The 12,686-nt window shown below is 66.3% G+C and carries 15 protein-coding genes; 12 read left to right on the forward strand and 3 right to left on the reverse strand.

All coding sequences use genetic code 11. From position 1 onward, the window contains the following. Window positions 1–71 precede the first annotated feature (71 nt). The gene (locus CAP40_RS06715) at window positions 72–1,316 is read left to right on the forward strand and encodes a hypothetical protein (RefSeq protein WP_086128631.1); all 1,245 of its coding nucleotides are present in this window, start codon (window positions 72–74) and stop codon (window positions 1,314–1,316) included. 45 nt (window positions 1,317–1,361) lie between these two features. Here CAP40_RS06715 and CAP40_RS06720 read toward each other — a convergent pair whose 3' ends face one another. Next, window positions 1,362–1,817: a GFA family protein gene (locus CAP40_RS06720; RefSeq protein ID WP_086128632.1), complete on the reverse strand. Its 456-nt coding sequence runs from the start codon at window positions 1,815–1,817 to the stop codon at window positions 1,362–1,364. A 95-nt stretch (window positions 1,818–1,912) separates the two neighbouring features. On the opposite strand from CAP40_RS06720, the gene CAP40_RS06725 reads away from it, so the two are divergent. After that, entirely contained in the window at window positions 1,913–2,476 is a 564-nt protein-coding gene (locus CAP40_RS06725; protein ID WP_086128633.1) for a DUF4142 domain-containing protein, read from the forward strand. A gap of 105 nt (window positions 2,477–2,581) precedes the next feature. Here the strand turns inward: CAP40_RS06725 and CAP40_RS06730 are convergent, their stop codons facing one another. Next, the gene (locus tag CAP40_RS06730) at window positions 2,582–3,067 is read right to left on the reverse strand and encodes a polymer-forming cytoskeletal protein (protein ID WP_086128634.1); all 486 of its coding nucleotides are present in this window, start codon (window positions 3,065–3,067) and stop codon (window positions 2,582–2,584) included. Next, complete coding sequence (locus CAP40_RS06735) at window positions 3,051–3,638, reverse strand: hypothetical protein (protein WP_086128635.1); 588 nt, start codon at window positions 3,636–3,638, stop codon at window positions 3,051–3,053. Before CAP40_RS06735 ends, CAP40_RS06730 begins: the two co-directional genes overlap by 17 nt. Window positions 3,639–3,904: 266 nt before the next feature. On the opposite strand from CAP40_RS06735, the gene rpsL reads away from it, so the two are divergent. From rpsL to rplB, 10 genes are all read left to right on the forward strand, one after another. Beyond that, window positions 3,905–4,276 carry a 30S ribosomal protein S12 gene (gene rpsL, locus CAP40_RS06740; protein ID WP_086129340.1) on the forward strand — a complete coding sequence of 124 codons (372 nt, stop codon included), beginning with the start codon at window positions 3,905–3,907 and terminating at the stop codon, window positions 4,274–4,276. A 63-nt stretch (window positions 4,277–4,339) separates the two neighbouring features. Further along, complete coding sequence (gene rpsG, locus CAP40_RS06745; RefSeq protein ID WP_086128636.1) at window positions 4,340–4,810, forward strand: 30S ribosomal protein S7; 471 nt, start codon at window positions 4,340–4,342, stop codon at window positions 4,808–4,810. A gap of 98 nt (window positions 4,811–4,908) precedes the next feature. Beyond that, window positions 4,909–7,002 carry an elongation factor G gene (fusA, locus tag CAP40_RS06750; RefSeq protein WP_086128637.1) on the forward strand — a complete coding sequence of 698 codons (2,094 nt, stop codon included), beginning with the start codon at window positions 4,909–4,911 and terminating at the stop codon, window positions 7,000–7,002. 81 nt (window positions 7,003–7,083) lie between these two features. Beyond that, window positions 7,084–8,280, forward strand: a complete 1,197-nt coding sequence (gene tuf / locus CAP40_RS06755) for an elongation factor Tu (RefSeq protein ID WP_086128638.1) — start codon at window positions 7,084–7,086, stop codon at window positions 8,278–8,280. A 182-nt stretch (window positions 8,281–8,462) separates the two neighbouring features. Beyond that, window positions 8,463–9,248 (forward strand): hypothetical protein, encoded by a 786-nt coding sequence (locus tag CAP40_RS06760; protein WP_144034257.1) that lies wholly within the window; start codon window positions 8,463–8,465, stop codon window positions 9,246–9,248. A 202-nt stretch (window positions 9,249–9,450) separates the two neighbouring features. Further along, window positions 9,451–9,762, forward strand: coding sequence for a 30S ribosomal protein S10 (rpsJ, locus tag CAP40_RS06765; RefSeq protein ID WP_029936463.1), 312 nt, complete (start codon window positions 9,451–9,453; stop codon window positions 9,760–9,762). Between the two features lie 385 nt (window positions 9,763–10,147). Further along, window positions 10,148–10,906 (forward strand): 50S ribosomal protein L3, encoded by a 759-nt coding sequence (gene rplC / locus CAP40_RS06770; RefSeq protein WP_086128640.1) that lies wholly within the window; start codon window positions 10,148–10,150, stop codon window positions 10,904–10,906. Beyond that, window positions 10,907–11,521 carry a 50S ribosomal protein L4 gene (gene rplD, locus CAP40_RS06775; protein ID WP_086128641.1) on the forward strand — a complete coding sequence of 205 codons (615 nt, stop codon included), beginning with the start codon at window positions 10,907–10,909 and terminating at the stop codon, window positions 11,519–11,521. Further along, the gene (locus CAP40_RS06780) at window positions 11,514–11,834 is read left to right on the forward strand and encodes a 50S ribosomal protein L23 (RefSeq protein ID WP_086128642.1); all 321 of its coding nucleotides are present in this window, start codon (window positions 11,514–11,516) and stop codon (window positions 11,832–11,834) included. The genes rplD and CAP40_RS06780 overlap by 8 nt, the downstream gene beginning before the upstream one ends. Beyond that, window positions 11,834–12,685 (forward strand): 50S ribosomal protein L2, encoded by an 852-nt coding sequence (rplB, locus tag CAP40_RS06785; protein WP_086128643.1) that lies wholly within the window; start codon window positions 11,834–11,836, stop codon window positions 12,683–12,685. The genes CAP40_RS06780 and rplB overlap by 1 nt, the downstream gene beginning before the upstream one ends. Window position 12,686: the final 1 nt, after the last annotated feature.

Here is a 12,686-nt window from a genome sequence, read left to right on the forward strand (position 1 = left end):
GACAAGGGTCGGGGTACCGTTGGTCATGTTTTCGGCATGGATCCGTAACGTTCCCCAGCTAGGGCGGTGACATGACCCTTGCCTCGATCCGCATCCTCCTCGCCGCCGCGCTCGCTCCGGCGCTTCTCGTTCCGACGGCGCCGGCCGCGGCGCGCCATGCCGTTGCCGCGGAGCCGGTCGTCGCGATCGAGGCATGGCTGGCCAGGCCTGAAGCCGAACGGCGGCTCGACGACCCGGCGCTCGCCCGCCCGCTGCGCCGCGCGGAGGCGGATCGCGCGCTGGCGCTGCTGGGCGCGGCGCATATGCGCGCGGTGGCGGCGCGTTCGGCGGAAGCGATCGCCGCCAGGCGGATCACCATCGGCGACAAGACCTTGAAATGGGAAAGCAAGCTCTTCGGGAACGCGGCGCCCGGCAAGCGCAGCCTGTGGATCTCGATGCATGGCGGCGGCAATGCCCCGCCGGCGGTGAACGACGAGCAGTGGCGGAACCAGATCCGCCTCTACGCGCCGGCCGAGGGCATCTACCTTGCCCCGCGCGCGCCGACCGATACGTGGAACCTGTGGCACGAGGGACATATCGACCCGCTGTTCCAGCAGCTGATCGACGCGCAGGTGGCGGTGAACGGCGTGGATCCGAACCGCGTCTATCTGATGGGCTATTCGGCGGGTGGGGATGGCGTGTGGCAGCTGGCGCCGCGCATGGCCGATCGCTTCGCCGCGGCGGCGATGATGGCGGGCCATCCGAACGAATCCTCGGTGTTCGGCCTGCGCAACCTGCCCTTCGCCATTTTCATGGGGGGTGCCGATGCCGCCTATGACCGCAACCGGATCGCCGCGGACAAGACTGCCGAGCTCGACCGGCTGCATGCGGGCGATCCGGCGGGCTATGTCCATATGTCGCGCATCTATCCGGGCCTGCCGCACTGGATGGACCGCAAGGATGCCGAGGCGCTGCCCTGGATGGCGGGCTTCACGCGGGATCCCTGGCCGAAGCGCGTCGTCTGGCTGCAGGATGACGTGACGCACGATCGCTACTATTGGCTCCACATTCCCGATGCGGCGGCGGCCAAGGCCGGCGACACAATCCTCGCCTCGGTCGAGGGGCAGACGATCAGGCTGACCGGCGCCGTTCCGTCGGGCATGACGCTGCGACTCTCCGATCGACTGCTCGACCTCGACAGGCCGGTGCGGGTGATCGTGAACGGCGGGACGGCCTATTCGGGCAAGATCGCCCGGACGGGGCTGGCGATCGAGCAGTCCTTGCGGGAACGGGCCGACCTGCCCGCCGCTGCCACGGCGGTGCTGAAGCTGCGCTGAGCCGGGGTTCGCTGCCCGGATGCCGTCCTCGTTACGGAGGCGGGCTCAGGCGCGGACGGCATATTCCCCGGAGAGCTTGCCCCAGTCGTTCCAATCGGGATCGCCCGGATAGCTGTGCACCGCGCCGGTCTCGACCCAGGGGAGCTTCTCGCCGGCCCAGGTCTCCAGGAACGGCGGCCGGTCGTCGGGCGCGTCGAGCATCGTCGTGCGGACGTTGACGAACCAGTCGATTCCTTCGGCGCGCGTGAAAACCCAGCTCTTGCAGCGATCGCAGTGATAGTGGTGGGCGACCGGGCCGTGCAGGCCGCCGATCACCGGCTCTCCCCGGAGCAGCGCGAAGCCGGCGGCGGGCATGGTCAGCGTCAGCGAAAAGGCGCTGCCGGTCATCTTCTGGCAGCCCGCGCAGTGGCAGGCGCTGGTGAGCATCGGGGCGCCGGTCAGGCGGAAGCGCAGTTCGCCGCAGCGGCAGCCGCCTTCCTGTGCCTGGGTCCAGTCGGTCATTCGGTATCTCCCTCGGTTCGCCGCGTCGCGCCGCGATAGCCGGAACGGCGTCCGCATGCTCGCGTTCCCTTTCCTGAAACAGGAGGAATGCCTGGATGAACAGATACTTCTTCGCGCTCGGCCTGGGGCCGGCCTTCGCGTTGGGCGCCTGTGGCGGCAGCGAGCCGATCACCACGGTCGACAATATCGTCGCCCCGGACAATGGCGCCGATGCCAATGCGGCGGCCGGCGCGGTGGCGATGAGCGGCCAGGGATTCGCCGACGCGGTCGGCGCGAGCGACGCCTATGGGATGGAAGCGGGCAAGCTCGCCCGGCAAAAGGCGACCGTGCCTGCGCTCAGGGATTTCGGCGGAGCGATGGCGCGAGTGTCCGCCGAATCGGCTGCCGGGTTGAAGGCCGCGGGCGCCAGGGCGCGGCCGGCGATCGTTCCCGATCCCAGGCCGAGTGCCGAGCAGTCCGCGAATCTGGAGACGCTGCGCCAGGCGACGGGCACGGACTTCGACGCCGCCTACAAGGCGCAACAGACCGCCGCGCAGGAGAAGGCGCTGGCGGCGGTGCAGGACTATGCCGCGAACGGCACGGTGCCGGCGCTCAAGGCCTTTGCGGCGAAGAGCGTGCCGGAAGTGCGGGCGCAGCTGGACAAGGTGAAGAGGCTATAGGGGGGCTACCCCGCTCCACCGGCGCGCGCGAAAAGGGAAGTGCAAAAAGGAAAGGGCGCGCTCCGCCGGGGAGCGCGCCCTTCCTGTTCCGTGAGAAATCGAAGCCTATTCGTTCGCCGCCGCCGCGAAGGGGGAAGGCGCAGCCTCGACCGGGCGCGGGCCCGCCGGGGCCGCTGCCACCGGGACGGTGCTCATATGCTTCAGGCGCCCGTCGATATGGCCGCCATTCTCGATGGTGATGTTCTCATATTCGACATCGCCGGTGATCTTGGCCGAGCGCTCGATGGTGAGCTGGCGCACGCGCACCGTGCCTTCGATCGCGCCGGCGAGGCGCGCGGTCTCGGCGGTGACGTTGCCGAAGACCTGGCTGTCGGCGCCCTGTGCCAGGCTGCCGCAATTGACGTCGCCTTCGATGCGGCCGTCGATGTGCAGGTCCGCGCTCGCCGAGACATTGCCCGTCACGGTCACGTCCGGACCGATCACCGAGAACATGCCGCGCTTGCCCCCATTGCCGCCGCTCTGCTGCGGAGGTGCCGGCGGCATCGCCGGACGTTCGTCGCGATCGCGACCACGATTATTGCCGTTGAACATTCACGCTACTCCCCAATTCGGAACCCGAATCCCTGGCGATTTCCCTAGCATAATGCAGGGAGCCAGGCATCGGCGAAAAGCGGGGCCAGAAGCGGGGCACGCGTTCCAGAGAGGGATTGTCGTTCGCGGCGGGGCAGCGGGCGCGGCAACGCCATGCGGCGGCGAGCATCGCCCCGCCGGCGACCGCCGCGGCGAGGGGGCCGGCGCCGAGCGCGCCGAGCATGCCGGCGAGCGTCAGCGCCCCGGCGAATCGCTCGGCCGGCGGCAACAGGGCGGCGAGCGCGGCGGGCACGAGCAGGGCGGGGGCGCCGATATGCGGAAAGACGATCAGCGGCGCCAATGCGGCGGGAAGTGCCGCCCGGGCGAGCGGGCCGGGGGGCAGGGCGCTCAACCGGGCGAGATGCCAGGCGAGGAAGCCCGCCCCGCCGGCGATCGCGAGCCCGAACAACTCCCAGGACAGCAGGCGGGCAGGGGCGGCGATCGCGGGGCCGACGCCGCCCAACAGCAGAGTCGCGGCCAGCGCCGCCAGCGCGGCGGCAAGGGGCTTGAAGCGGGGTGCGTGACGAACCATCCGCCGGCTCTAACCCGGGGGAGGTTGACGCTCTCTTATCCCCCGGCCGACTCAGTTGACCCGCTCGCCGCCCGTCGCTATAGGCGCCCCCGTTCCGCGAGGGGCCGGTATTCCGGCGCATATCCCGCGTGGGACAAGAGCTGAACGTTGCTGGAGACGCAATGGCCCGGGGGGTCAAGGACACCCGGGGCCTTTTCGTATTTCTCGTACCAGGGTTCCAGCAAAGTAACCGCCGGCCATGCCGGTAACATAAGGTGAAGGGCTTCATGCCGACGATCAACCAGCTGGTCCGCAAGGGCCGCGAACTGCAGAAGACCAAGTCGAAGGTCCCTGCGATGGAGCAGAACCCGCAGAAGCGCGGCGTCTGCACCCGCGTCTACACGACGACTCCGAAGAAGCCGAACTCGGCGCTTCGCAAGGTTGCCAAGGTCCGCCTGACCAACCAGCGCGAAGTCATCTCGTACATCCCGGGCGAAGGCCACAACCTGCAGGAGCACTCGGTGGTGCTGATCCGCGGCGGCCGTGTGCGCGACCTTCCGGGCGTGCGCTACCACGTGCTGCGCGGCGTGCTCGACACCCAGGGTGTCAAGGACCGTCGTCAGTCGCGTTCGAAGTACGGCGCCAAGCGTCCGAAGTAATCACAGCCATAGTAAGCCCCGGACGGGTTCCGGATCGGCTGAAGTTTGTAAAGGAAGTTTCAGATGGCTCGTCGTCGTCGTCCCGAAAAGCGGGAAATTCTGCCGGACCCCAAGTTCGGTGACATCGTTCTTTCGAAGTTCATGAACTCGGTGATGCTGGACGGCAAGAAGTCCGTCGCCGAGGGCATCGTCTATTCGGCCCTGGAAACCGTCGAGACCCGCGCCAAGCGCGATCCGATCGGCGTGTTCCATGACGCGCTGAACAACATCAAGCCGGGCATCGAGGTCCGCAGCCGCCGCGTCGGCGGTGCGACCTACCAGGTGCCGGTCGAAGTTCGTCCGGAGCGTGCCCAGGCGCTCGCGATCCGCTGGCTGATCTCGTCGGCCCGCAACCGCAGCGAGAACACCATGTCGGCCCGCCTCTCGGGCGAGCTGCTCGACGCTTCGAACAACCGCGGCAACGCGGTGAAGAAGCGCGAAGACACCCACCGTATGGCCGAGGCGAACCGCGCCTTCAGCCACTACCGCTGGTAAGTCTCGGGGCGCCGGCCGGGCTGGCGCTCTCAACTTTCGTTCCTACATATCGGGGAGCCGGATCGTCCGGCTCCCCACATCCTTAAGGAAACCAGGTCATGGCCCGCAGCCATCCGCTCGAGCGTTACCGCAATATCGGCATCATGGCGCACATCGACGCCGGCAAGACGACGACGACCGAGCGCATCCTCTACTACACCGGCAAGTCCTACAAGATCGGCGAAGTGCACGAAGGCACCGCGACGATGGACTGGATGGAGCAGGAGCAGGAGCGCGGCATCACCATCACCTCGGCGGCGACCACCTGCAAGTGGCGCGCGGAAGAGGGCAAGGGTGAAGAGCACCTGATCAACATCATCGACACCCCCGGCCACGTCGACTTCACCATCGAAGTCGAGCGTTCGCTGCGCGTGCTCGACGGCGCGGTCGCCTGTTTCGACGGCGTTGCCGGCGTGGAGCCGCAGTCGGAGACGGTGTGGCGCCAGGCGGAGAAGTACAAGGTTCCGCGCATGTGCTTCGTCAACAAGCTCGACCGCACCGGCGCGAGCTTCGAGCGCTGCGTCGACATGATCAAGGACCGCCTGGGCGCCCGCCCGGCCGTGCTGTATCTCCCGATCGGCATCGAGGGTGGCTTCAAGGGCCTGGTCGACCTGGTCGAGAACCGCGCGATCATCTGGCTCGAGGAGTCGCTGGGCGCGAAGTTCGAATATCAGGACATCCCGGCCGACCTGGCCGATGCCGCCGCGACCGCGCGCGCCGAGCTGATCGAGATGGCCGTCGAGCAGGACGATGCCCTGATGGAAGCCTATCTCGAGGGCAACGAGCCGTCGACGGCGGACCTGAAGAAGCTGATCCGCAAGGGCACGCTGAACTTCTCGTTCGTGCCGATCGTCTGCGGCTCGGCGTTCAAGAACAAGGGCGTGCAGCCCCTGCTCGACGCCGTGGTCGACTATCTGCCGAGCCCGCTCGACATTCCCGACGTGCAGGGCGTGAAGCTCGACGGCGAGACCCCGGATTCGCGTCCGGCGTCGGACACCGCGCCGCTTTCGTTGCTCGCCTTCAAGATCATGAACGATCCGTTCGTCGGCTCGCTCACCTTCGCCCGCATCTATTCGGGCACCCTCACCAAGGGCCAGTATCTGAACTCGGTGAAGGACAAGAAGGAGAAGATCGGCCGCATGCTCCTGATGCACGCGAACTCGCGTGAGGACATCGAGGAAGCACGCGCCGGCGACATCGTCGCGATCGCGGGCCTCAAGGAGACCACGACGGGCGATACGCTGTGCGACACGGCGCACCCGATCATCCTGGAGCGCATGGAGTTCCCGGAGCCGGTGATCGAGCTGTCGGTGGAGCCGAAGACCAAGGCCGACCAGGAGAAGATGGGCCTCGCCCTGAACCGCCTGGCCGCCGAGGATCCCTCGTTCCGCGTTTCGACCGATCACGAGTCGGGCCAGACCATCATCAAGGGCATGGGCGAGCTCCATCTCGAGATCCTGGTCGACCGCATGAAGCGCGAGTTCAAGGTCGAGGCGAATGTCGGCGCGCCGCAGGTGGCGTATCGCGAGTATCTCGCGAAGCCGGTGGACATCGACTACACCCACAAGAAGCAGTCGGGCGGCACCGGCCAGTTCGGCCGCGTCAAGGTCAAGCTGACGCCGGGCGAGCGCGGCTCGGGCTTCGTCTTCAAGGACGAAGTGAAGGGCGGCAACGTGCCGAAGGAGTATATCCCGGCGATCGAGAAGGGCTTCCGCGAGACGGCGATGACCGGTTCGCTGGTCGGCTTCCCGATCATCGACTTCGAAGTGCTGCTGTATGACGGTGCGTACCACGACGTCGACTCGTCGGCGCTGGCGTTCGAAATCACCGCCCGTGCCGCGATGCGCGAAGCGGCCCAGAAGGCCGGCATCAAGCTGCTCGAGCCGGTGATGAAGGTCGAGGTCGTCACTCCCGAGGATTATCTCGGCGACGTCATCGGCGACATCAACAGCCGCCGTGGCCAGATCCAGGGCACCGACAGCCGCGGCAACGCGCAGACGGTCGAGGCGATGGTGCCGCTGGCCAACATGTTCGGCTATGTGAACCAGCTCCGCTCGTTCACCCAGGGCCGCGCGCAGTACAGCATGCAGTTCTCGCATTACGACGAAGTGCCGCCGAATGTGGCCGACGAAGTGAAGGCGAAGCTGGCGTAACCAGGAATCAGCCGCTATGGGGCTCGCCTTCCGGCGAATCCCCTGGCGGCGCGGAAACAGAGATCAGAAGGTAGGAAAACAATGGCGAAGGCAAAGTTTGAGCGGAACAAGCCGCACCTCAACATCGGCACCATCGGCCACGTCGACCATGGCAAGACGTCGCTGACCGCCGCGATCACCAAGGTTCTGGCCGAGAACGTCGCGGGTAACGCCGCCGTCGACTTCGCCAACATCGACAAGGCTCCGGAAGAGCGCGAGCGCGGCATCACCATCTCGACCGCGCACGTCGAGTACGAGACCGACAAGCGTCACTATGCGCACGTCGACTGCCCGGGCCACGCCGACTATGTGAAGAACATGATCACCGGCGCCGCGCAGATGGACGGCGCGATCCTCGTGGTCGCCGCCACCGACGGCCCGATGCCGCAGACCAAGGAGCACATCCTGCTCGCCCGCCAGGTCGGCGTGCCGACCATGGTCGTGTTCCTGAACAAGGTCGACCTGGTCGACGACGAGGAAATCCTCGAGCTCGTCGAGATGGAGATCCGCGAAGAGCTGTCGCGTCGCGAGTTCGACGGCGACAACATTCCGATCATCCGTGGTTCGGCCACCGCCGCGCTCTCGGGCTCGGACGACAAGCTCGGCAAGGACGCGATCCTGGCCCTCATGGCCGCCGTTGACGAGTCGATCCCGCAGCCGGATCGTCCGCTCGACAAGCCGTTCATGATGCCGATCGAAGACGTGTTCTCGATCTCGGGCCGCGGCACCGTGGTGACCGGCCGCGTCGAGACCGGCGTCGTCAAGGTTGGCGAGGAAGTCGAGATCGTCGGCATCCAGGAGAACGTCCGCAAGACCACCGTCACGGGCGTCGAAATGTTCCGCAAGCTGCTCGACCAGGGCGAGGCCGGCGACAACATCGGCGCGCTGATCCGCGGCGTGGGCCGTGACGAAGTCGAGCGTGGCCAGGTTCTGGCCAAGCCGGGTTCGATCAAGCCGCACACCGACTTCAAGTCGGAAGTGTACGTGCTGTCGAAGGACGAGGGTGGCCGTCACACGCCGTTCTTCGCCAACTATCGTCCGCAGTTCTACTTCCGCACCACCGACGTGACCGGCACGATCGAGCTGCCGGAAGGCACCGAGATGGTGATGCCGGGCGACAACGTCGCGCTGGGCATCAAGCTCATCGCGCCGATCGCCATGGACGTCGGCCAGCGCTTCACGATCCGCGAAGGCGGCCGCACCGTGGGTGCCGGCGTCGTCGCCGAGATCCAGAAGTAAGCTTCAACCGTAACGGTTGGGTTTGAGAGCCCGGTCCCCGAGAGGGGGCCGGGTTTTCGCTTTCCAGGCGCCTGGGAAAGGCGGCTGCAAGCTGGTGGCCGGCATCGGGGTGATGGCTTCGCATGCGAAGCTGTAGTAGTTCGACGTGTCTCGCGCTGCCGAGGTGCTTTGGGGGGCCTCAGATGATCGGTTTGTGGCGAGCGGGCTTGGTCGGGTGGAAATGGATTTGGGCGAAACGCAAGGCGTTCAAGAACGAGGTCGCGGCGATAATCGCGGCACCTTCAGCGCCAAGTGAGTCCCGAGACAATACGCCCTTTGAGCTACCCGGTGGAACGGCGTGTCAGGTGTCGCACCTCATGGCTGCCGCGGGTAATCACCTCAATCGCGTGGACAAGCTGGCTGATACCGAATGGAAGGTCACGCTCGCATTCTGGGCAGCTATGCTTGCCAGTGGCGCGAGTCTCATCGGCGTGGCCGGCGGCTCCAAGCCGCAAATAGCTTATCTGATTTATTCAAATTCGGCAGCGATACTGGCGATTTACCTTGCCGGGGTGTCGATATTCATCTTCGGATTCAGCAGCAATCAGTCGCAATCTATCTCTACGGAGCGCAACAGGTTTCTTACCTATCAGGCTGCCGCACTGAAGGCGGCCGGAGTTGCGGATTCGCTGATTATTCCAGTCGACCCGCCTATGGGCGCGCATAGCCCGCTTGCACGGGTTCCGCGCGCGCAGACGCGCAGAAGCCCGGTATGGGCGATGAAGCTTGCCGCGAGCACCTCCTTCGTTCTTACGATCACGGGTACAGCGGTTGTGCTTGCGGGCGTCCGGGCGACGGAATGGCCATCGACTGTGACGATGGGTAGCCTTTGGGCGGCGCTGAATTTCGTGGCGGCGGGATGCATCGGGTTCCTCTGGCTCGAGTTGGTCGCGCGCTTTCTGGCGCGCGCACGCGCATCACGGCAATGAGGGTTGGGCTGTGCGAGGCGTTGCTCGCGCGCCGTCGGCATCGCCGGTTCGGTGAGATTCCGCAGATCCCCTGCTCCGGGACCGTAAAAAACAGGGCTCGACCACTTGATCCGGATCACGTCCGCCTGTATGGGCCGCCCCTCGGTTCAAACACAGCATAGAAGCCCGGCAACGGGCTCCGCTCTTTCGCATTGGTAGGGACATGGAAACGCAGAATATCCGTATTCGCCTGAAGGCGTTCGATCATCGAGTGCTCGACCAGGCGACCGGCGACATCGCCGACACTGCGCGCCGCACCGGCGCTCTCATCCGTGGCCCGATCCCGCTTCCGACGAAGATCGAGAAGTTCACGGTCAACCGTGGCCCCCATATCGACAAGAAGTCGCGCGAGCAGTTCGAGGTGCGCACCTACAAGCGCATGCTCGACATCGTGCAGCCGACTCCGCAGACCGTGGACGCGCTGATGAAGCTCGACCTCGCCGCCGGCGTCGACGTCGAAATCAAGCTGGCCTGAGCCAGAGGACGGGCCCCTGCGAAAGCGGGGGTCTTTCACGTCCTGCCGCATCCTTCGCAGGAATGCAGGTGAGGGGGTGGACAGGGAAGCGCTGCTGACGTAAAGGCGCGCCTCCACACGAGATTCGCGATTCCCTCGAGGGGGATTCGCCGGTTCCTCCACCGGATCGATCCCGATCCGAAGCAAGGAACCCGGAGGGCGCCAAGCGCGCACTCACATCGCGATAGGGATACCGCCGGCCTCTTCGGAGAACCGGGCCTGCGTCCCCCGTCGCCTCTCCTTCGGGAGGGGTTCAGCCCGGACGGGGGCTCGCATCATATTTCGGGCTGAGGCACGCACCCGTGGGAATTCCCCCTCGGGTGCCTATGCATGGGAGCAACTGGTCATGCGCACTGGCGTGATCGCGAAGAAGTTGGGGATGACCCGCCTGTTCCAGGACGACGGCCGCCACGTGCCCGTCACCGTCCTGGCGCTCGAAGGCGTGCAGGTCGTCTCCGTCCGCGAAAAGGATCGTGACGGCTACACCGCCGTCCAGCTCGGCGCCGGCACGGCGAAGAGCAAGAATGTCGCCAAGCCGCAGCGCGGCCACTTCGGCAAGGCCGAAGTCGAGCCCAAGGCGGTGGTCCATGAGTTCCGCGTCGACGCGGACGGTCTGCTCGAAGTGGGCGCCGAGATCTCGGCCGACCATTATGTCGCCGGCCAGTTCGTCGACATCCAGGGCAAGACGCAGGGCAAGGGCTTTGCCGGCGGCATGAAGCGTTGGGGCTTCGGCGGTCTGCGCGCCACGCACGGCGTTTCGGTCTCGCACCGCTCGCTCGGTTCGACCGGTCAGCGCCAGGATCCGGGCAAGGTCTTCAAGAACAAGAAGATGGCCGGTCACATGGGCGACAAGTTCCGCACCCAGCAGAACCTCGAGATCGTCGGCACCGACGTCGAGCGCGGCCTGATCTTCGTCAAGGGCTCGGTCCCTGGCTCGAAGGGCGGCTGGCTGTTCGTCAAGGACGCCGTCAAGGTCGCTCGCCCCGACGCCGCGCCGTTCCCGGCCGGCATCAAGTCGGTTGCCAACAACAACGACACCGCCCCCGCGGAGACCCCGGCTGAAGTGACCGAGGCCCCCGAGGCGACCGAAGGCCAGGAGGGCTAAGTGAAGGTCAAGGTTCAAACCCTCGACGCCAAGGCATCGGGCGACATCGAGCTCAACGACGGCGTCTTCGCCATCGAGCCGCGCGCCGACATCCTGCACCGCGTCGTCACCTGGCAGCTCGAGAAGCGTCGCGCCACCGCGCGCGGCACCCGCGAGCGCGCCGATGTCGCCCGTTCGGGCAAGAAGTTCGGTCGCCAGAAGGGCGGCGGTACCGCCCGTCACGGCGATCGCCGCGCTCCGGTGTTCATCGGCGGCGGCAAGGCGCACGGCGCTCGCGTTCGTGACTTCAATCCGTCGCTGAACAAGAAGATCCGCGCGCTCGGCCTCAAGATGGCCCTCAGCAGCCACGCCAAGGCCGGCTCGCTGATCGTCCTCGACGCATTCGGCACCGCCAAGACCGCGGAGCTCAAGGCGCAGTTCGCCAAGCTCGGCACCGGCAAGACCGCGCTGGTGATCGACGGCGAGGCTGGCAACGGCTTCCTGGCCGCGCGCAACCTGATCGGCGTGAACGTCCTCCCCGCGGTGGGCGCCAACGTCTACGACATCCTGAAGCACGACACGCTGGTCCTGACCCGCGCTGCCGTCGAGAAGCTGGAGGCGCGCTTCAATGGCTAAGAAGCAGGCAGCCGCGATCGACAACCGTCATTACGACGTGATTGTCGCGCCGCACATCACCGAGAAGTCGACGCTCGTCTCCGAGCACAACGCCGTTGTGTTCAAGGTCGCCGGCGACGCCACCAAGCCCGAGATCAAGGCCGCCGTCGAGGCGCTCTGGAAGGTCAAGGTGACCGGCGTCAACACGATCGTCCAGAAGGGCAAGACCAAGAAGTGGAAGGGCGCCCCCTACAAGCGCTCTGACGTGAAGAAGGCTATCGTGACGCTCGCCGACGGCGACCAGATCGACGTGACCTCGGGGGTCAATTCGTAATGGCACTCAAGAATTACAATCCGACGTCGCCTGGCGTCCGCGGCCTGATCCTGATCGACCGTTCGGCCCTGTACAAGGGTCGCCCGGTCAAGGCGCTGACCGAGGGCAAGACCAAGACCGGCGGCCGCAACAACAAGGGCCATGTGACCTCGCGCGGCATCGCCGGCGGCCACAAGCAGCGCTATCGCATCATCGATTTCAAGCGCCGCCTGTGGGACGTCGAGGGCACTGTCGAGCGGATCGAATATGATCCCAATCGCACCGCCTTCATCGCGCTGGTGAACTATGGCGCCGACGAGAACGGCAAGGACCGCGTCGCCTATATCATCGCGCCGCAGCGCCTCGCCGTCGGCGACAAGGTGATCGCCGGCAAGAAGACCGACGTGAAGCCGGGCAACGCCATGGAGCTGTCGTCGATGCCGGTCGGCACCATCGTCCACAATGTGGAGATGAAGCCGGGCAAGGGCGGCCAGATCGCGCGTTCGGCGGGCACCTATGTGCAGGTCGTCGGCCGTGACCGCGGCATGGTGATCGTCCGCCTGAACTCGGGCGAGCAGCGCTACATCCACGGCAACTGCATGGCGACGGTCGGTGCGGTGTCCAACCCGGACAACCAGAACACCAACCTCGGCAAGGCCGGCCGCAACCGCTGGAAGGGCATCCGCCCTCTGACCCGCGGTGTCGCGAAGAACCCGGTCGACCACCCGCATGGCGGTGGTGAAGGCCGGACCTCGGGCGGCCGTCACCCGGTCACGCCGTGGGGCAAGCCGACCAAGGGTGCGCGCACCCGCCACAACAAGGCGACGGACAAGATGATCATCCGCAGCCGTCACGCGAAGAAGAAGGGCTAAC

Origin of the sequence: Sphingomonas sp. IBVSS2, assembly GCF_002127225.1 — a bacterium.
Classification (GTDB): Bacteria; Pseudomonadota; Alphaproteobacteria; order Sphingomonadales; family Sphingomonadaceae; genus Sphingomonas.

Coding starts and splice junctions, on each gene's coding strand:
- CAP40_RS06725 (WP_086128633.1), top strand. CDS start 1,913: ATGAACAGATACTTCTTCGCGCTCGGCCTGGGGCCGGCCTTCGCGTTG.
- rplC (WP_086128640.1), top strand. CDS start 10,148: ATGCGCACTGGCGTGATCGCGAAGAAGTTGGGGATGACCCGCCTGTTC.
- CAP40_RS06760 (WP_144034257.1), top strand. CDS start 8,463: ATGATCGGTTTGTGGCGAGCGGGCTTGGTCGGGTGGAAATGGATTTGG.
- fusA (WP_086128637.1), top strand. CDS start 4,909: ATGGCCCGCAGCCATCCGCTCGAGCGTTACCGCAATATCGGCATCATG.
- CAP40_RS06720 (WP_086128632.1), bottom strand. CDS start 1,817: ATGACCGACTGGACCCAGGCACAGGAAGGCGGCTGCCGCTGCGGCGAA.
- CAP40_RS06735 (WP_086128635.1), bottom strand. CDS start 3,638: ATGGTTCGTCACGCACCCCGCTTCAAGCCCCTTGCCGCCGCGCTGGCG.
- rpsJ (WP_029936463.1), top strand. CDS start 9,451: ATGGAAACGCAGAATATCCGTATTCGCCTGAAGGCGTTCGATCATCGA.
- CAP40_RS06715 (WP_086128631.1), top strand. CDS start 72: ATGACCCTTGCCTCGATCCGCATCCTCCTCGCCGCCGCGCTCGCTCCG.
- rpsL (WP_086129340.1), top strand. CDS start 3,905: ATGCCGACGATCAACCAGCTGGTCCGCAAGGGCCGCGAACTGCAGAAG.
- rpsG (WP_086128636.1), top strand. CDS start 4,340: ATGGCTCGTCGTCGTCGTCCCGAAAAGCGGGAAATTCTGCCGGACCCC.
- CAP40_RS06730 (WP_086128634.1), bottom strand. CDS start 3,067: ATGTTCAACGGCAATAATCGTGGTCGCGATCGCGACGAACGTCCGGCG.
- tuf (WP_086128638.1), top strand. CDS start 7,084: ATGGCGAAGGCAAAGTTTGAGCGGAACAAGCCGCACCTCAACATCGGC.
- CAP40_RS06780 (WP_086128642.1), top strand. CDS start 11,514: ATGGCTAAGAAGCAGGCAGCCGCGATCGACAACCGTCATTACGACGTG.
- rplB (WP_086128643.1), top strand. CDS start 11,834: ATGGCACTCAAGAATTACAATCCGACGTCGCCTGGCGTCCGCGGCCTG.